The organism is Novosphingobium resinovorum (assembly GCF_001742225.1).
Classification (GTDB): domain Bacteria; phylum Pseudomonadota; class Alphaproteobacteria; order Sphingomonadales; family Sphingomonadaceae; genus Novosphingobium; species Novosphingobium resinovorum_A.
The window spans coordinates 2088092-2104782 of sequence record NZ_CP017075.1 but is presented as its reverse complement, the minus strand read 5'-3'; the positions used below and the strand labels follow the sequence as shown (position 1 = coordinate 2104782).

General features: G+C 66.5%; 18 protein-coding genes. 13 read left to right on the top strand and 5 right to left on the bottom strand.

Annotated elements, in window-relative coordinates:
* Nucleotides 1-172: 172 nt before the first annotated feature.
* The 4 genes from BES08_RS09845 to ccmA form a co-directional block, all read right to left on the bottom strand.
* Complete coding sequence (locus tag BES08_RS09845; protein WP_008831087.1) at nt 173-793, bottom strand: carboxymuconolactone decarboxylase family protein; 621 nt, start codon at nt 791-793, stop codon at nt 173-175.
* A 14-nt stretch (nt 794-807) separates the two neighbouring features.
* Complete coding sequence (locus BES08_RS09840) at nt 808-1935, bottom strand: sulfotransferase family protein (RefSeq protein WP_008831088.1); 1128 nt, start codon at nt 1933-1935, stop codon at nt 808-810.
* A gap of 122 nt (nt 1936-2057) precedes the next feature.
* Entirely contained in the window at nt 2058-2702 is a 645-nt protein-coding gene (locus BES08_RS09835; RefSeq protein ID WP_008831089.1) for a heme exporter protein CcmB, read from the bottom strand.
* Between the two features lie 8 nt (nt 2703-2710).
* Nucleotides 2711-3292, bottom strand: coding sequence for a heme ABC exporter ATP-binding protein CcmA (gene ccmA / locus BES08_RS09830; protein ID WP_008831090.1), 582 nt, complete (start codon nt 3290-3292; stop codon nt 2711-2713).
* A 47-nt stretch (nt 3293-3339) separates the two neighbouring features.
* Here ccmA and BES08_RS09825 point away from each other — a divergent pair, with 47 nt between their 5' ends.
* Entirely contained in the window at nt 3340-3630 is a 291-nt protein-coding gene (locus BES08_RS09825; protein ID WP_008831091.1) for a 4a-hydroxytetrahydrobiopterin dehydratase, read from the top strand.
* Nucleotides 3631-4126: 496 nt separating this feature from the next.
* A complete protein-coding gene (locus BES08_RS09820) occupies nt 4127-4981 on the top strand; it encodes an OmpA family protein (RefSeq protein WP_008831092.1) in 855 nt (284 codons plus the stop codon).
* 43 nt (nt 4982-5024) lie between these two features.
* Here BES08_RS09820 and BES08_RS09815 read toward each other — a convergent pair whose 3' ends face one another.
* A complete protein-coding gene (locus BES08_RS09815) occupies nt 5025-5642 on the bottom strand; it encodes a DNA-3-methyladenine glycosylase family protein (protein WP_008831093.1) in 618 nt (205 codons plus the stop codon).
* A gap of 108 nt (nt 5643-5750) precedes the next feature.
* Here BES08_RS09815 and BES08_RS09810 point away from each other — a divergent pair, with 108 nt between their 5' ends.
* From BES08_RS09810 to mraY, 11 genes are all read left to right on the top strand, one after another.
* Entirely contained in the window at nt 5751-6068 is a 318-nt protein-coding gene (locus BES08_RS09810; RefSeq protein WP_008831094.1) for a 2Fe-2S iron-sulfur cluster-binding protein, read from the top strand.
* Between the two features lie 179 nt (nt 6069-6247).
* Nucleotides 6248-7273: a cysteine synthase A gene (locus BES08_RS09805; protein ID WP_051211523.1), complete on the top strand. Its 1026-nt coding sequence runs from the start codon at nt 6248-6250 to the stop codon at nt 7271-7273.
* Between the two features lie 39 nt (nt 7274-7312).
* Nucleotides 7313-7696, top strand: a complete 384-nt coding sequence (locus BES08_RS09800) for a hypothetical protein (protein WP_008831096.1) — start codon at nt 7313-7315, stop codon at nt 7694-7696.
* A gap of 25 nt (nt 7697-7721) precedes the next feature.
* On the top strand, nt 7722-8480 hold the full coding sequence (locus BES08_RS09795; protein ID WP_036526272.1) for a Gldg family protein: 759 nt from the start codon (nt 7722-7724) through the stop codon (nt 8478-8480).
* Nucleotides 8481-8834: 354 nt separating this feature from the next.
* Entirely contained in the window at nt 8835-9341 is a 507-nt protein-coding gene (locus tag BES08_RS09790) for a division/cell wall cluster transcriptional repressor MraZ (protein WP_036526270.1), read from the top strand.
* On the top strand, nt 9338-10354 hold the full coding sequence (gene rsmH, locus BES08_RS09785; protein ID WP_036526268.1) for a 16S rRNA (cytosine(1402)-N(4))-methyltransferase RsmH: 1017 nt from the start codon (nt 9338-9340) through the stop codon (nt 10352-10354). The genes BES08_RS09790 and rsmH overlap by 4 nt, the downstream gene beginning before the upstream one ends.
* Nucleotides 10351-10905, top strand: a complete 555-nt coding sequence (locus BES08_RS09780; protein WP_036526265.1) for a hypothetical protein — start codon at nt 10351-10353, stop codon at nt 10903-10905. The genes rsmH and BES08_RS09780 overlap by 4 nt, the downstream gene beginning before the upstream one ends.
* On the top strand, nt 10902-12677 hold the full coding sequence (locus tag BES08_RS09775) for a peptidoglycan D,D-transpeptidase FtsI family protein (protein ID WP_036526263.1): 1776 nt from the start codon (nt 10902-10904) through the stop codon (nt 12675-12677). The genes BES08_RS09780 and BES08_RS09775 overlap by 4 nt, the downstream gene beginning before the upstream one ends.
* A complete protein-coding gene (locus BES08_RS09770) occupies nt 12674-14134 on the top strand; it encodes a UDP-N-acetylmuramoyl-L-alanyl-D-glutamate--2,6-diaminopimelate ligase (protein WP_036526260.1) in 1461 nt (486 codons plus the stop codon). The genes BES08_RS09775 and BES08_RS09770 overlap by 4 nt, the downstream gene beginning before the upstream one ends.
* Nucleotides 14135-14137: 3 nt before the next feature.
* A complete protein-coding gene (locus BES08_RS09765) occupies nt 14138-15595 on the top strand; it encodes a UDP-N-acetylmuramoyl-tripeptide--D-alanyl-D-alanine ligase (RefSeq protein WP_036526258.1) in 1458 nt (485 codons plus the stop codon).
* Between the two features lie 17 nt (nt 15596-15612).
* Nucleotides 15613-16683 carry a phospho-N-acetylmuramoyl-pentapeptide-transferase gene (mraY, locus tag BES08_RS09760; protein ID WP_036526256.1) on the top strand — a complete coding sequence of 357 codons (1071 nt, stop codon included), beginning with the start codon at nt 15613-15615 and terminating at the stop codon, nt 16681-16683.
* Nucleotides 16684-16691 lie beyond the last annotated feature (8 nt).

The following is a 16691-nucleotide window of genomic DNA, read 5'->3' as shown; positions in this document are numbered from 1 at the left end:
ATATCAGTCTTTAGGCGCGAACTGTCGTGAGAAGGATTCCCACGCCAAGTGGGCTGTTCACCGCCAGCGGTCCCAGCCTTCGCTGGGATGACGGTTCGATTATGCTCCGATTGTCCGCTGCTTATCCACAGGGGTTTCAACAGAATCGGCCACAGCGTCGCCCACCGCCGAATCAGCGGTAGTCGAAACCACCCTTCGGCTGGATCTTGAGCGAATTCTGCTGCAGCGCCGTCATCAGGTACGAGCCGACGAGCAGCGGGAACTCCAGCATCTGCTTCTCGTCCCAGCTTTTCGCCAGCGTCGCCCATGTCGAATCGCTCAGGCAGTGGTCGGCGACCAGTTCCTCCACGCCGCGCAGGACCGCCGATTCGTGCTCGGTCCAGCCGGGCGCGGCGGAGCCTTCCAGCACGCGCTCGATTTCCTCGGCCGTGACCCCGAAGGCCTTGCCGATATCGACGTGCTCGCTCCATTCGAAGGGCGCGCGGGCGAGCCAGGCAAGGCGCAGGACTGCCAGTTCACGATCGCGCCCGGGAATCGCGCCCTTCGCCAGTTCGATGCCGAGCACCATCTGGCCCTTGAACATTCCCGGATGGCGCAAGGTGATGAGGCTGACGTCGGGGAAGGGGCGGCTGTCGGGGATGGAGAACGCGGCGCGGATGACCTGCACTTGCTCCATGCCCTCGGGGGTGACGTCCTCCAGCCGCAGCGGCGCGTAGCGCGGGCCATTGGCGACGGTCTGCGCCATGCGCGCGTCGGCGTCGAAGTCGTACTTGCCGGTGATCGGTTCGGGCATTCGGGTTCCTCTTATCAAGCGGCCCACTGGTCCATGTGGTTCAGGTAATCGGCGAAGCGTGCGCGCACGGCCTGAGGGTCGAGGCCGAAGCGGGCGGGATCGGGCTTGGCCATGCGCTCGGCGGCGGTGTTGCTCTCCCACCATGTGGCCATGGCCTGCGCGAAGGCGGGCGAGACCGTCTCGCCCAGCCAGTCGTAAAGGCGGCGCACTTCGCCGAGCGGGTCGGCCTGCATGGCGCGGAAGTGGATGTCGAAGAAGCGATGGTCGTTGCCGGCCTCGCGAAAGGCGATGGCGCGGGTCATCGCCTCCGACCAGCACTGGACGTTGAGTTCGCCGATGTAGGCATGGTCGACATGGTCGGTGAACTTGCCGATGATCTCGGCATAGACGGTCGCGACCGAGAGCATCACGTCGGTCGGATCACGGTGCGTCATCACGAAACGCGCGTCGGGATAGGCAGCGTCGAGCGCATCCAGATAGAGCATGTGCGTCGGCGCCTTGAGGCGCCATGGCCGCGCGGGCTCACCCCACTGCAGGAGCCTCAGGGTACGCTTATGGTACGCGTAGGTGCCGCTGTGTGCCGTCTCCAGCAGCCACTGCGAGTAACTGGGCACCTGGGCGAAGGCCTGGAAGATCTGGCTGCGGAAATCGAGCGCCATGAGATCCTGGCACTCCATGGCCCCGTCGATCCCGGAAGGCGTACGGCTGCCGCCCTTGAGCGTCTCGTCTGCGGCGCTGGCCGTGGCGCCCCGGCGCGGGTCCGGTCCCTCGACCGTCGAAGGCGGCGGGCAGGGCCGCGAACTCTCCCAGACGCGCAGGTAACGCACCCCCGGATCGCTGGAGAGCAGGTAGGACAGCGCCGAGGAACCCGTGCGCGGCAGGCTGACCCCGAACAGGGGGCTGCGAATGTCCTCGTACTCGATCTCGGGGTGGCGGGCGTACCAATCCTCGATCATCAGTCGCTGGCGCAAGTGCAGCAGGATGCGGTCGCGCAGCGCATGTTCCCCGGTCGAGGTAAGCCGCGCCTCGGTGTTCAGCGCCAGGACCAGCCGTTCGAGGCCCTCGCGAAAACCGTCATCACCGAAATCGGCGAGCCCGGTCTGGCCTTGCGCGGCGGCCATCAACTCTGTGGCGGTTTCCATGGCGCTCTCCCCTCGGTGGGCCGATGTACTCGGCTCGGGGAGGCACTATGCGCGGGGTCGGAGAGAGCGCCAAACGCTGCGGCGATTTCGCCTCGTCGTCCCGGATCAAGTCCGGGACGACGTCAGCCGCGCGAGGCTCTGACCGCAGCTCCGCCTGCGAACGGCGCGATGGCGATCAGTACGAGGCTGGCTGCGGCAGTGAGGGCAAGGCCGCTCTCGCCGCCGGTGCCGAGGCTTCCCGCGCCGAAGATCAGCACCGGGATGGCCATCGGGATGACCAGAAGGCCCGAAAGCGCCGCGCCTCCGCGCAGGCCGGACGTCAGTGCCGCTACCGTCACGCCGAGCGCCGCAAGGCCGGGAGTTCCCGCCAGCAGGCCGATCTCGACGATGCGCAGGCTATGGCCGTCCAGCCCCAGCAGGGCAGCGGCGGGAAGGGCGGCGAGCATCAGCGGCGGCCCGAAGCTCAGCCAGTGGGCGAGCACGCGCACCGCGATCACCAGCTCCTCGGAGATGCCGCGCAAAGCCCACTGGTCGAACAGGCCCTGTTCGATATCGGGCTCGACCAGGCGGTCGAGCGGCAGGATCGCGGCGAGCAGCGCGGCGACCCAGATCACCCCGCCGCCTGTCTTCGCCAGCAGCGGTGCATCCGGCCCGACCGCGAAGGGGTAGAGCATCGACACCGAGAGGAAGAACAGCACCGGCAGCAGCGCCCCGCCACCGCGCCCGCCGAGGAGCAGCCGCGCAAGGTCGCGGCGCAGCAGCGCCATGACCCGGCTCACGCGGCGAACTCCGAGAGGTGGAGCGTGCGCAGGCCCGGCAGGCGGAACGGCTGGTGCGAGGCGATCACCGTGACGCCGCCGCTCGCGCAGTGCTCGGCGGTGATGGCCTCGGCGAGTTCGACGGCGTGCCCGTCGAGGCCGTTGAGTGGTTCGTCCAGCAGCCAGACTTTCGCGCCCTGGCCCAGCAGACGGGCGAAAGCGGCGCGTTTCTTCTGCCCGGTGGAGAGGTAGCGCACCGGCACGTCGAGCAGCGTGGTGAGGCCGAGGCGCTTGAGGTGAGCCTCTTCGCCAGCGCTATCAAGCTGTCGCCAAAAGCCGAGCGCGCGGCCCAGCGGCAGTGCCGGATCGAGGGCGGGGCGCTCGTCGAGCAGGCCGACGGCGCCGTCTACCGCGACGGTGCCTTCGAACGCGGGCGCCAGTCCGGCGAGAATGCGCAGCAGGCTCGACTTGCCGATACCGTTGTGGCCGGCGACCTGCATGGCCCCGCCTTTGCCAAGCGCGAGCGAAAGCCCGGCAAACAGCAACCTGTCGCCCCGACGGCACGCGAGATCGGTTGCGCTGACCACTGCCCCTTGCATGGGCGGGAGCCTTAGGGGAAACGCTGCGGGCTGCCAAGGAGACCGAAATGGCTATTGTTCGCCTCACCGACGCCCAGCGCGATGCCGCGCTCGCCGAATTGCCGCGCTGGAACTTGCGGGCCGACGGCCTCGCCATCGAAGCCGAGCTTAAATTCGGCGATTTCAACGAGGCGTTCGGCTTCATGACCCGCGTGGCGATCTATGCCGACAAGGCCGACCACCATCCGGAGTGGTTCAACGTCTATTCCACCGTGCGTGTCACGCTGACCACGCATGATGCCGATGGCCTCAGCGAAAGGGACGTGGCGATGGCGCGTTTCATCGACAGTATTGCCTGAAGTCGCGGGTGCCATCCGCCTCTCGTATCGGGCGGGTGGTCAGCAGTGCTGTCGATTTTACGGGGCATGTCTCGCGATGCTGCACTATTCGTGAAAATCCAAAAGGTTGCATCATGAAGAAAAAAATATAATGCTCGTGGGGATCGCTACTCGTTGAATCGACCTGCTAACCGGCGAAGCAATGCTGGCCAGATATAGTGATCGATAGTCCCGGAGCATGATCGGATGCTTGCCGGGACACAGTCTGCAACGGTTCGTCGCACGTTGCTCTCCCATTACCGGCCTCGCGCTGCTGTTGCGGCGCGCGTTCATCTGCCCGCAAGGTGAACCTGAACACGCAGAACATCCATGGTGATCAGGTGTCGCTCCGCCGCACATCTTACGAAGCTGAATGGACGGGTTCCGGCAACCCGAGGCGCTTTCAAGCGCTAGGTGGCCGGACGAGAAAAGCTGCGAACCCGCAGGCCCGATTGGTCGTGTTTGAAGGAGTAACGCAATGAGTGTCATTTCAAAGAGCCCCCGGTTCCTCCTGATGGCTGCCCTGCTGGGCGGCGCCGCGTCGGTCAGCGTTTCGGCGCAGGATTCCGATCTCGCGGTACAGGTTACCGATACCAGCCCCGAAATGGTCAAGGGGCCGGAAGTAAAGGGTATCATCTCCGCACGTAGCGGTGACCGCATGCAGGTCACCTCGGACGACGGCACCAAGACGGTCGTGACCATCAACGATGCCACCAAGATCAAGGCCAGCAGCGGCTTCCTGGGTCTGGGCGGCAGCCGCATCGCCGCGACTTCGCTGCTCAACGGCATTCCGGTCGAGGTCGAGACGCTGCAGGGCGGCGGCGGTCTGCTTGCCAGCAAGATCGATCTGAAGGGCAAGGACTTCAAGACCGCCAAGATGATCCACAACGGCACCGACCAGCGCTTCGCCTCGAACGAGGCGGCCACCGAAGGTCTGAAGGCCCGCATGGGTGACATCGACAAGTACAACATCAAGGGCACGACCAACGTGAACTTCGACACCGGCGTGTCCAAGCTGTCGCCGGAAGCGAAGGCGAACCTGTGTCAGGCTGCGACCCAGGCGGAAGGCATGGACAATGCCCTCCTGCTCGTCGTCGGCTACACCGATTCGACCGGTCCGGAGGAAGTGAACCAGGTGCTCAGCGAGAAGCGCGCCAGCGCAGTGGTCAATTATCTGCAGCAGGCCTGCCACTGGAAGCCCTATCGCATGCTGACGCCGACCGGCATGTCGATGGCCGATCCGGTCGCTGACAATTCGACCGAGGAAGGCAAGGCGCAGAACCGCCGCGTGGCCGTGAACATCATGGTCAGCAAGGCCGTCGACGGCATCTGATAAAGTTGGGGTGGGCGTCGCGCCCACCCCTTTCTTTACGGCGTCAAAGCGCCGGATTGTTGTAGCAGTGCCAGGTGAAGATCGCCGCCGCCCCGCGATGCGGGCGCCAGGCTTCGGCGAGTTCCCGCGTCTGTTTTTCGCTCGGCCGCTCCGGCAGGCCCAGCAGTTTCCCCAAGCCCACCTGCACCGCCAGATCGCCCGCCGGCCAGATGTCGGGGCGGCCTTCCGCGAAGAGCAGGTAGATTTCTGCCGACCAGCGGCCGATCCCCTTGATCTGCACGAGATGCGCGATCGCTTCCTCATCGTCGGCGGGAAGACTGTCGAAGTCGAGGCTACCCGCCACCACCAGTTCGCACAGCGAGCGCGCATAGCCCTGTTTCTGGCGCGACAGGCCGCAGCCGCGTAGGGCGTCGAACTCGGCCGCCAGCAACGCTTCGGGTGCCATCGTCTCGCCTAGCAGAGCCTCCAGCCGGTTCCATACCGAGGCGGCGGCGGCGACGCTCACCTGCTGGCCGACGATCGTACGCAGCAGCGTCGCATAGCCGGTCGCGCGGATGCGCGGTTCGGGGTAGCCTGCAATTGCGATCGCTCGCGCGATCGCGGGTTCTTTCCCGGCGATGGCGTCGAGGCCAAAGCGTAGTTCGTCTGCCGTCAAACCCATGATTTTCGCCACCTTGCAAAACGGGGTTGCAGCCTTTAGCAGCCTGCGGCAAGTCCGCATACAAAGACAATTACGATACAGGGTGTATCACAAGGGGAATCGAGAGCCATGCCGCAGATCATCGTCGTCAATCATGCTGGTGAAGAGAAGTCCGTAGACGCTGCCGAGGGTCGCACCCTGATGGAAGTGATCCGCGACGACGGCTTCGACGAACTGCTGGCGCTGTGCGGCGGCTGCTGCTCGTGCGCGACCTGCCATGTCTTCATCGACCCCGCCTTCGCCGACAAGCTGCCCGCGATGAGCGAAGACGAGAACGACCTTCTCGACAGCTCTGACCACCGCAACGAAACCTCGCGCCTGTCGTGCCAGGTGCCGGTTACCGCCGACCTTGAAGGTCTGCGCGTCACGATCGCTCCCGAAGACTGACGTTTTTCCGCGCTGGCGCACGGACGCGGCACCGGCCCTCACCCCCACCCGGCCTCCCATCAGAATACACTAGTGGGAGGCCGGGTGGGGGTGAGGGCCGGTGCCGCAGCTTTCGACGGATGTCGAAAGCGCACCGAAACAGATTGCACCTCGCGCCTTGGCTTCCTAACTGTCGCGCCATGACCGCGACTTTGGCCACTGCCCCGCAACCCCGTGCTTCCACGCTCGACCTGATCGGCAATACCCCGCTGGTGCTCCTCGAAGGCCCCAGCGAGGCCGCCGGGTGCGAGATCTGGGGCAAGTGCGAATTCGCCAACCCCGGCGCCTCGGTGAAGGACCGCGCGGCCCTCTGGATCGTGCGCGACGCCGAGGAGAAGGGCCTGCTCGAGCCGGGCGGCACGATCGTCGAGGGAACGGCAGGCAACACCGGCATCGGTCTGGCGCTCGTCGCCAACGCGCTGGGCTACAAGACCGTCATCGTCATGCCCGAGACTCAGTCTCGCGAGAAGATGGACACGCTGCGCGCGCTCGGCGCCGAACTTGTGCTGGTCCCCGCCGCGCCGTTCTCCAACCCCGGCCACTTCGTCCACACCTCGCGCCGTTTGGCCGAGGAGACCGAAGGCGCGATCTGGGCCAACCAATTCGACAACATCGCCAACCGCAAGGCGCACATCGAATCGACCGCGCCCGAAATCTGGGAGCAGATGGGCGGCCGGATCGACGGCTTCACTTGCGCGGCGGGCACCGGCGGTACCATCGCGGGCACCGGAATGGGCCTGAAGGCCTTCGACGAGAACATCGTCGTCGCCCTGACCGACCCGCACGGCGCGGCGCTCTACAACTACTACGCCAACGGCGAACTCAAGGCCGAGGGCAACTCCGTCGCTGAAGGCATCGGCCAGGGCCGCATCACCGCCAACCTCGAAGGCGCGCCGATCGACACCCAGTTCCGGATCTCGGACGAGGAGGGCCTCGAATGGGTCCGCCGCCTGCTGAGCGAGGAAGGGCTGTGCTTGGGGCTGTCGTCCGGCATCAACGTGGCGGGCGCGGTGGCGCTCGGCCGCAAGCTGGTCGAGGAAGGTCGCGAGGACCCGCGCGTCGCTACGATCCTGTGCGATACGGGTTTCCGCTACCTCTCTTCACTGTACAACGCCGAGTGGCTGGAAGCGAAGAATCTCCCCGTCTTCCCTTGGCTCGCGAGGTGATGTAAACCTGTCACACACGGCAGGAAATCGTCCGCCCATATGATCGAGTCGCATTCTATTCTGGAACCCTTGCAGACGGCGCAGCACTTCGCGCCGCCCTCCGCCCGCGAACTGAGATCGCAGGCCGTCTATCGGCTGCAGATCGGGCTTTTCGGCCTCTGCGCGATGCTGCTGATCGTCGGTCTCGCCAACGTGATTCGCGACCGTATCCGGCTCACCGATACGGTCGATCCGATCCAGCAGGTGGTCGCGGTCGATGCCAAGCCGACCAAGGCCGCCAGTGATCCGCTCGCGGACATCGGCGTGGTCCCGGCGGCCGATCCCAGCCCTACGCCGACGCCTGCCCAGAATCCGGGCGCCTCGACGTCCCCGACGCCGGGTATGGACATGACCGGCTCACCCTCGGCGCAGACCGCGCCCTGACTCGTCCTTTCGGGGTTTCGTGCTGATGTGGCGGCGTGCAGCATCCCTGTTCGCCGTGGCCCTGCTCACCGCATGCGGGCAGGGCGCTGCGCCTCGGTCGCAGGGCGAGGAGGTGATCGGCCTCTACTCCAGCCTGCCCATCGCGTGGAACGAGAGTGAGGACATCAAGGGTCTTCTTGCCGACGACGGCGCGCCGCACTGGGCGCTGGAGGTCCTGCGTGCGCAAGGCCGCGTGATTCCGCTCGATACGCTGGCCAATGCGCAAGGCGTGCTGCCGCTGCCCGAGAATGGCGTGCTGGTGCTCGCCCAGCCGCGTCCATTGACGGCGCACGAGAACGTCGCACTCGACGCCTGGGTGCGTGGGGGCGGGCGGGTGCTGCTGTTCGTGGACCCGATGCTCACCGTGCATTCCCGGTTCGGCCCCGGTGATCCCCGGCGGCCGCAGGACATCGCAATGCTCTCCCCGATCCTTGCGCGCTGGGGACTGGACCTGCAGTTCGACGACACGCAGGAGGCCGGAGAGCGGCTGGAAGGCGACATTCCCGTCAATCTTGCGGGGCGGTTCCAACCTTTGGGGAAATCCGGGGGTGGCTCGGGGAAAGCCGGGGATGCGGTTGCCGAGTGCCGAATCGAGGCGCGGGGATTGCTCGCCGACTGCGTCTCGGGGAAGGGGCGCATTCTTGCGCTGGCAGATGCGGCCGTGCTCGAAAATCCTGATGAATTGGCAGATTTGGCCGCCAGGCAGGCGCTTCTGGCCGATTTTCTGCATCGTCTCGCCAAGTAGCAACCCGCCGGGAATATTGGGGACGAACTCCCTGAAACCGGGGATGGCGCGGGATCAGCGCGGGAAAGATGGAATCTTTCTGATTCTCAACGATATTGTGCGATAGCCGGCGCTCCAGATTCATGAAACGTTCCGCCACGGTTCGCCGCAAGTCCCACATTTCGGCGCAAAAGTGCCCGTTCATCCCCATATTTCCCTTTAATCCCCGACATTCCCGATATAGAACCACTGTCAATCGGAAAGGCTGATTCCTGCCGTGCCCGTCTCGGGTCACGGAAACCGGCGCGCATGCGTCGCCGGGCGAGGGGGTCTTCATGTTCCGGGACGGCAACTTAGGGGCGATTTCGGACAGTCATGGCGGGGCAGCCATACATCTACAGCGGACCGGGCTTCTCGCTTCTGCGCGACAAGAACCGCTTCGTGCTGCCCAAGGAGCTTCGCTCTCCCGTACGGGATTCGAGCGGCAAGGACGTCCTGTGCCTTGCCAAGCACGCCGACTGGAAGTGCCTCGTCGGTTTCGGCCTCTCCCGCGTCGAGGATTTCGAAACTCAGCTCGATGCCGAGCAGGTGCGTGCAGACACCGCCGGCAAGCCCTTCAATCGCGATAGCCGCGCGATGCAGCTCTACAACTTCCAGCAGGTGCCCTTCGACGGCAGCGGCCGCTTCACCATGCCCGAGGCGCTCGCCGGTCTCGCCGCGGTGGGGGAGCAGCTGTTCTTCCAGGGCATCGGCCGCACCGGCATCCTGATCTGGAACCCCGAAGAACTCTACAAGCACGCCGAAGACCCCGCGTTCGAGGCCGCCATCGCCACCTGCCGCTCGCTGCAGGAAGCCGAAATCGCAAAGGCCAAGAAGTCGTGAGTGCCCCCGGAATTCCGCATATCCCCGTGCTCCTTGAGGAGGTGGTCGCCGCCCTGAACCCCCGGGGCGGCGACCTCATCGTCGATGCGACGCTGGGTGCCGGTGGCTATACTCGCCGCCTGCTCGACGAGGGCGCGACGGTGCATGCCTTCGACCGCGATCCCGATGCGATCGCCGCTGTGCAAAACAATCCGGGGAAATGGCCCGAACTCGCCAGCAATCCGCCGCGCCTCGTGTTGCACGCCCGCCGCTTCTCCGAAATGGTCGAAGGCCTTGGAGATGTGGGGGTCGACAAGGTTGACGGCGTGGTGATGGACATCGGCGTGTCCTCGATGCAGCTCGATCAGGCGGGGCGCGGGTTCGCGTTCGGTTCTGACGGCCCGCTCGACATGCGCATGAGCCAGGACGGCATGTCCGCCGCCGACTTCGTCAACGAAGCGGACGAGGCGCAGATCGCCGACGTGCTCTATCTCTACGGCGAGGAACGCCAGTCGCGCCGTCTGGCCCGTGCGATCGTGGCCGCGCGGCCGCTGGAGACGACCGGCGACCTCGCCCGCGTGGTGCGCAAGGCACTGGGCTACAATCCCGCCTACAAGGGCAGCAATGCGCCCAAGGACCCGGCGATCCGCACCTTCCAGGCGATCCGCATCCATGTGAACGGCGAACTGGACGAACTGGACGCGGCGCTAGAGGCTTCCGAGACGCTGCTGCAGGGCGGCGGGCGGCTGGCGGTGGTGACGTTCCACAGCCTCGAGGACCGCAAGGTGAAGCGCTTCCTGCGCGATGCCAGCAGCGCCGGTCAGTCCACCTCGCGCCATCTGCCGCAGACGGCCACCGCGCCCGCACCTTTCGAGAAGGTGTCGAAGGGCGTGCGTCCCGGCGAGGCGGAGCTGGAAGTGAACCCGCGCTCGCGCTCCGCCACGCTGCGTAGCGCCGTCCGTACAACTACCCCCCCCAGGAATCCAAGCTCACCCGAGCCTTATGGCACCCCCGGCCGAAGGAAAGTCGCATGAACCTTACCAGTGATCGGATCCGATCGATCGGCTGGGTCTCGGTCCTCGTTGTCTGCTTTGCGGGCACTGTGGGCCTGACGCTGCGCGTGAACGCGGTAAAGAGCCAGGTCCACGATACCGACAAGAAGATCGTCTGGGTCAAGCGCGACATCGACTTCCTCCAGACCGAGTTCCAGACCCGCTCCAACCAGCAGGCGCTGCGCGACCTCAACGATCTGGAATTCGGCTACAAGGCGCCCACCGCCGGCCAGTACATCGAGGGCGAGCGCCAGCTGGCCGCGCTTGGCGTGCCCGCGGGCCCGGGCGCGCCTGCGCCCATCCGCTACGCCAATGCCGAAGTGCAGGGTGGCGCTTCGGGCGATGGCTCGAAGGGTGAGGGCGGCTCGCTCCTCGCGATGGTTTCGCCGGTCGCGGGGGCGACGGCGGCTGCCATTACCGACAAGCCGAAGTCGGAAACCCGCGACCCGGAGCGCGAGGCGATCGCGCGTGACGCCGCCGCGCTCGGCAAGCGTCTGGCCCGCATCGAAGTGGCGGAGGCTGCCCAGCAGTGAACGCCCCGGCGTTTCCCCTCGGGACGATCCCCACTACCGTCTCGGTCGGCCGCCGCCGTCTGGTGAACGTGCGCCAGCGCTCGCTGCTCACGGCGAAGGCGCGCATGCTGTGGATCCTGGCCGTCTTCATGCTGGTGACGGTGCTGGCGCTGTTCCGCATCGTCTATCTCGGCTTCACCGGCGTCGGCCCGCGTCAGGGCGATCTGGCGGACATGCTGATCCCCGCGCGCGGCGACATCGTCGACCGCAACGGCGTGCCGCTGGCGCGCGACTTCCGCGTCTATTCGCTCTGGTACAACCCCAAGGCGATGACCGAGGGTTCGGCGCTGATCCACTCGCCGGAAGAGGTGACCGCGGGCCTGCTGCGCATCTTCCCCGACCTCGACCGCGACGAGATCCTCGCCAAGCTGCGGGCCGGAAAGCCTGCGTACTTGCGCAAGTCGCTGCTGCCCGAGGACGCGAACAAGGTTCACGCGCTGGGCGAACCGGCGCTGGAATTCCCGCTGGAGGCGACACGCTTCTACCCGCAGGGGTCGATGGCGGCGCACGTGCTCGGCTATGTCGACAGCTACGGCAAGGGCAAGGTCGGCATGGAGGAGGCCTTCAACGACCAGCTCATCAGCCACGAAGGCCGCACCGGCCACGCGACGTTGTCGATCGACTTCCGCGTGCAAAGCGCACTCGAGGACGAACTGGCCCGCGCGATGCAGCTCAGCGCTGCCAAGGGCGCGGCGGGCGTCGTGCTCGACGTGGACAGCGGCGAGATCCTCGCGCTGGCCTCGCTGCCCTCGTTCGATCCGAACCACGTGAAGCCGACCGACATGGTGATCTCCGCCGAGGAAGCCCGCAACGGCGACGTGCCGCACGGCTTCAACCGCGTGACCAACCAGGTCTACGAACTGGGCTCCACCTTCAAGCCGATCACCGTCGCCGCCGCGCTCGACGCGGGCGTGGTGACCGACCTTGGCAAGCAATGGCCCGCGACGCCACTGCACGTCGGCCGCTTCACCATCCATGACCTGCACAACTACGGCGCCTCGCTGAACGTGCCGGAGACGCTGATCCATTCGTCCAACACGGTGACCGCGCGCATCGCCGACGAACTGGGCGGCGTGCGGCTCAAGAAGACGATGGAAGCGCTGGGCATGAACCAGCGGCCTTACGTGGAACTGCCCGCGAAGGGCTTCCCGATCTGGCCGCGCGGCGAGTGGCCGCGCCTGCGCACGATGACCGTGGCTTATGGCCACGGCATCGCGGTGACGCCGCTGCATCTGGCCTCGGCTTATGCGGCGCTGGTCAACGGCGGCATCTGGCGTCCGGCCACGCTCAAGAAGCTGGCCCCTGCCGATGTGCCCGCCGGTCGCCGCGTGTTCACTGCCGCCACCAGCGCCCGCGTGCGCCAGCTGCTGCGCATGATCGTGCAGTACGGCACCGGCCGCAAGGCGGACGCTCCGGGCTTCCGCGTCGGCGGCAAGACGGGTTCGGCCGAGAAGCCGGGCGTGGGCGGCTATCGCCATCACTCGCTGATCGCGACGTTCGCCTCGGCCTTCCCGATGGACAAGCCGCGCTACGTCGTCATCGCCATGATGGACGAGCCGCAGGGCACTGCCGCCACCTCGTACCAGCGCACCGCCGCCTGGAACGCCGCCCCGGTGATTCAGCGCGTGGTCCCGCGCATCGGGCCTTTGCTGGGTGTCATGCCCGACGAAACCCGCGACATCGACACTACCGATCTGCGGCCTCTGGTGCCGCAGGGGAGCGACGGAGAATGAAGCTTTCAGGCCTTTGTGCTGCTGCCGGACTGCCTGCGATAGACGGCGACGCCAACGTCACCGGTTTCGCGATCGACAGCCGCAAGGTCGCGCCGGGCACCGTGTTCGGCGCATTTCGCGGCACCAAGTTCAATGGCGAGGACTTCATCACCGCCGCCGTCAAGGCGGGCGCGGTGGCGATCGTCGCGCATCCCGACGCCGTGGTCGAAGGCGCGATCCACTTCGCTGCCGAGGAACCGCGCCGCCTCTTCGCGCAGTTGGCCGCGCCGTTCTTCGCGCCGGTGCCCGAAACGCTGGTGGCGGTGACCGGCACCAACGGCAAGACCTCCACCGTCGAACTGACCCGCCAGCTGTGGCGCATGGCGGGCGAACGCGCCGCCTCGATCGGCACGCTGGGCGTGACGACAGGGGACGAAACCGTCTCCACCGGCCTGACCACGCCCGATATCGCGACATTCCTCGCCAACCTCTCGGGGCTGGCGCGCGAGGGTGTCACGCATGTCGCCTACGAAGCGTCGAGCCACGGGTTGTCGCAGTTCCGCATTGAGGGGCCGCGCGTGATGGCGGGCGCCTTCACCAACCTCAGTCGCGATCACCTCGATTATCATGCGACGATGGACGAGTACTTCGCCGCGAAGATGCGTCTGTTCGACGAAGTCGTGGTTGACGGCGGCACGGCGGTCGTCTGGGCCGACGACGTGTGGTCAGACAAGGCGATCGAACATGCGAAGGCGCGCGGCCTCACGCTATTCACCGTAGGCGAGAAGGGTGAAGCGATCCGCCTCGTCAAGCGCACGCCCACGAGCCTCGGCCAGACGCTGGAGATCGAATATGCGGGCAAGGTCCGCAAGATCGACCTGCCGCTGATCGGCGCCTATCAGGCCGCCAACTCGCTTGTCGCTGCAGGTCTGGTGATCGCCAGCGGCGGCGATGCCGACGCGACGTTCGATGCGATGAAGCGCCTCGTAACGGTACGCGGCCGGATCGAGCGGGCGGGCCTGAACACGAACGGCGCGCCGATCTACGTCGATTACGCGCATACGCCCGACGCGCTGGAAGCCGCCATCGCGGCGCTGCGGCCGCATGTGACGGGCAGGCTCATCGCCGTGTTCGGCGCGGGCGGCGATCGGGATCAGGGCAAGCGCCCGCAAATGGGCAAAGTGGCGAGCGCGGGGGCGGACCTCGCCATCGTCACCGACGACAATCCGCGCGGGGAAGACCCGGCGACCATCCGGGCGATGATCCTCGCCGGGATGGAAGCGGGTGCGCGGGAAGTGGGCGACAGGCGCGAGGCCATTGGTCTCGCCGTCGCCGAGGCCGGTGCGGGGGACGTCGTCCTCATCGCCGGCAAGGGGCACGAACAGGGGCAGATCATCGGCAGCGGCGACAGTGTGCGCGTCCTGCCATTCGACGACGTCACCGTGGCCAGGGAAATGGCCGGTTCACTGGGAAGGTAGGACATGAACGCCATCACCCGGATCCTCGACTGGCCCGCCGCGCCGCTGGAGGACAATCCGCTGGTCCTGTGGGACGCAGACGCCATCGCGCGCGCGGTGAAGGGGGAGGCGAGCACGGACTTCACCGTCTCCGGCGTCGAGATCGACAGCCGCGACGTCCAGCCCGGCGACTTGTTCTTCGCGCTCAAGGGCGAGGCGATGGACGGCCACCGCTTCGTCGAGGCCGCCTTCGCCAAGGGCGCGGCGGCCGTGGTGGTGGACCGCCCGGTCGATGGCCCGCATATCCTTGTCGAAGACACGATGGAGGCGCTCGAACGCCTCGGCGCGGCGGCCCGCCTGCGTGCGCGCGGCCCGATCATCGGCGTCACCGGCTCGGTCGGCAAGACGGGTGTGAAGGAGATGATCTTCGCCGCGCTCGACCGCTCCAGCCGGGGGGACGCGCACCGTTCGGTCAAGAGCTACAACAACCACGTCGGCGTCCCGCTCAGCCTTGCCCGCATGCCCAGCCGCGCACGCTACGGCATTTTCGAAATGGGCATGAACCACGCGGGCGAGATCGCCGCGCTGACCCGGCATGTTCGCCCGAACGTCGCGCTAATCACCACGATCGCCCCCGCGCACATCGAGATGCTGGGTTCCGAAGAGGCCATCGCCGACGCCAAGGCGGAAATCTTCGAGGGACTGGAAGAGGGCGGAACCGCCGTCATCCCCGCCGACAGCCCGCACTTCCTGCGCCTGCGCGATGCGGCGCTGGCACTGGGAGCCAAGGTCGTGTCGTTCGGCAAGGCGGCGGATGCGGACGTGCGGCTGCTCGACGCGGTGCCCGCGATCGGCGGCGGCTCGCTCGTCACCATCGACATGGGCGACCGGCGCGTGTGCTACACCGTCGCCGCGCCCGGGGAGCATCAGGCGATCAACTCGCTGGCCGTCATGGCTGCGGTACGTGCCGTTAAGGGCGACTTGGGTGCCGCTGGGGTCGCGCTTGCCGAGATGGGCGGGCTGGCCGGTCGCGGTGCACGGATGGAGATCGATGTTGAGGGCGGCAAGGCCCTGCTGATCGACGAAAGCTACAACGCGAACCCCGCCTCGATGCGCGCCACGCTGGCGCAGCTGGGCCGTACGCCCGCCAAGCGCCGGATCGCCGTTCTCGGCGCGATGAAGGAACTGGGCAGCCACGGTCCCGACTATCACGCCGGCCTCGCCGAACCGATCCGCGAGGCGGGTGTCGACTATGCGATTCTTGTCGGCGATGAGATGAGTGCTTTGGCGGTGGAACTGGGGAAATCCGGGGCTTCCGGCCTTGGCAAACCGGTGGCATTCGCCCATTGCGCAACTGTGCGGGAAGCTGTCGAAACCTTGCGCGCTTTCGGCCTCGAACGGGATGACGCCATCCTCGTCAAGGGCTCGAATTCGGTGGGTCTGGCGGCACTCGTGACGGCGCTAGGAAAGACGGAAGGGTAGGGGCGAAAGCCCGCAAGATGCTGTATCTCATCGCAGAATGGTTCCACTACGAGGGACTGTCCAACCTCTTCCGCTACCAGACGTTCCGTTCGGGCGCCGCCTTCATGACGGCGCTGGTGATCGGCCTGATCATCGGCCCCAAGTTCATCAACATGCTGCGAGTCCGTCAGGGCAAGGGCCAGCCGATCCGCGAGGACGGTCCGCAGAGCCACCTCGCCAAGCGCGGTACGCCCACGATGGGCGGCCTGATGATCCTTACCGCGCTGATCGGCTCGATGATCCTGTTCATGGACGTGACCAACCCGTTCGTCTGGGCCTGCGTGGCGGTGACGGTGGGCTTCGGCGCAATCGGCTTCCTTGACGACTACGACAAGGTGACCAAGCGCCACCACGCCGGATTGTCGAGCAAGATCAGGCTGTTGCTGGAATTCGTGGTGGCGGGCATCGCGTCCTACATCATCGTCAGCCAGCTGAATACGAACCTTTACGTGCCGTTCCTGTCGGGCCGCTACATTCCGCTCGGCCCGTTCTACTACGTCTTCGCCGCCGTGGTAATCGTGGGTGCGGGCAACGCGGTGAACCTGACCGACGGCCTCGACGGCCTCGCGACGATGCCAGTCATCATCGCGGCGGGCACGTTTGCGATCATCTGCTACCTCGCGGGCCGCGTCGACTACGCCACGTACCTCGGCATCCCGCATGTTCCGCGCGCGGGCGAACTGGCGATCTTCTGCGCCGGGATCATGGGGGCGGGCCTCGCCTTCCTGTGGTTCAACGCGCCGCCTGCCGCCGTGTTCATGGGCGACACCGGCAGCCTCGCCCTCGGCGGCGCTTTGGGGTGCATCGCGGTCGCCGCGCATCACGAGATCGTGCTGGCGGTGGTCGGCGGGCTGTTCGTGCTGGAGGCGGCCTCGGTCATCATCCAGGTCTTCTGGTTCAAGCGCACCGGCCGCCGCGTGTTCCGCATGGCGCCGATCCACCACCACTTCGAGCAGAAAGGCTGGAAGGAATCGACCGTCGTGATCCGCTTCTGGATCATCTCGATCGTCCTTGCGGTGCTGGGCCTCGCCACTCTGAAACTGCGTTGAGGAGGGCA

Coding starts and splice junctions, on each gene's coding strand:
- BES08_RS09845 (WP_008831087.1), bottom strand. CDS start 793: ATGCCCGAACCGATCACCGGCAAGTACGACTTCGACGCCGACGCGCGC.
- BES08_RS09840 (WP_008831088.1), bottom strand. CDS start 1,935: ATGGAAACCGCCACAGAGTTGATGGCCGCCGCGCAAGGCCAGACCGGG.
- BES08_RS09835 (WP_008831089.1), bottom strand. CDS start 2,702: ATGGCGCTGCTGCGCCGCGACCTTGCGCGGCTGCTCCTCGGCGGGCGC.
- ccmA (WP_008831090.1), bottom strand. CDS start 3,292: ATGCAAGGGGCAGTGGTCAGCGCAACCGATCTCGCGTGCCGTCGGGGC.
- BES08_RS09825 (WP_008831091.1), top strand. CDS start 3,340: ATGGCTATTGTTCGCCTCACCGACGCCCAGCGCGATGCCGCGCTCGCC.
- BES08_RS09820 (WP_008831092.1), top strand. CDS start 4,127: ATGAGTGTCATTTCAAAGAGCCCCCGGTTCCTCCTGATGGCTGCCCTG.
- BES08_RS09815 (WP_008831093.1), bottom strand. CDS start 5,642: ATGGGTTTGACGGCAGACGAACTACGCTTTGGCCTCGACGCCATCGCC.
- BES08_RS09810 (WP_008831094.1), top strand. CDS start 5,751: ATGCCGCAGATCATCGTCGTCAATCATGCTGGTGAAGAGAAGTCCGTA.
- BES08_RS09805 (WP_051211523.1), top strand. CDS start 6,248: ATGACCGCGACTTTGGCCACTGCCCCGCAACCCCGTGCTTCCACGCTC.
- BES08_RS09800 (WP_008831096.1), top strand. CDS start 7,313: ATGATCGAGTCGCATTCTATTCTGGAACCCTTGCAGACGGCGCAGCAC.
- BES08_RS09795 (WP_036526272.1), top strand. CDS start 7,722: ATGTGGCGGCGTGCAGCATCCCTGTTCGCCGTGGCCCTGCTCACCGCA.
- BES08_RS09790 (WP_036526270.1), top strand. CDS start 8,835: ATGGCGGGGCAGCCATACATCTACAGCGGACCGGGCTTCTCGCTTCTG.
- BES08_RS09780 (WP_036526265.1), top strand. CDS start 10,351: ATGAACCTTACCAGTGATCGGATCCGATCGATCGGCTGGGTCTCGGTC.
- BES08_RS09770 (WP_036526260.1), top strand. CDS start 12,674: ATGAAGCTTTCAGGCCTTTGTGCTGCTGCCGGACTGCCTGCGATAGAC.
- BES08_RS09765 (WP_036526258.1), top strand. CDS start 14,138: ATGAACGCCATCACCCGGATCCTCGACTGGCCCGCCGCGCCGCTGGAG.
- mraY (WP_036526256.1), top strand. CDS start 15,613: ATGCTGTATCTCATCGCAGAATGGTTCCACTACGAGGGACTGTCCAAC.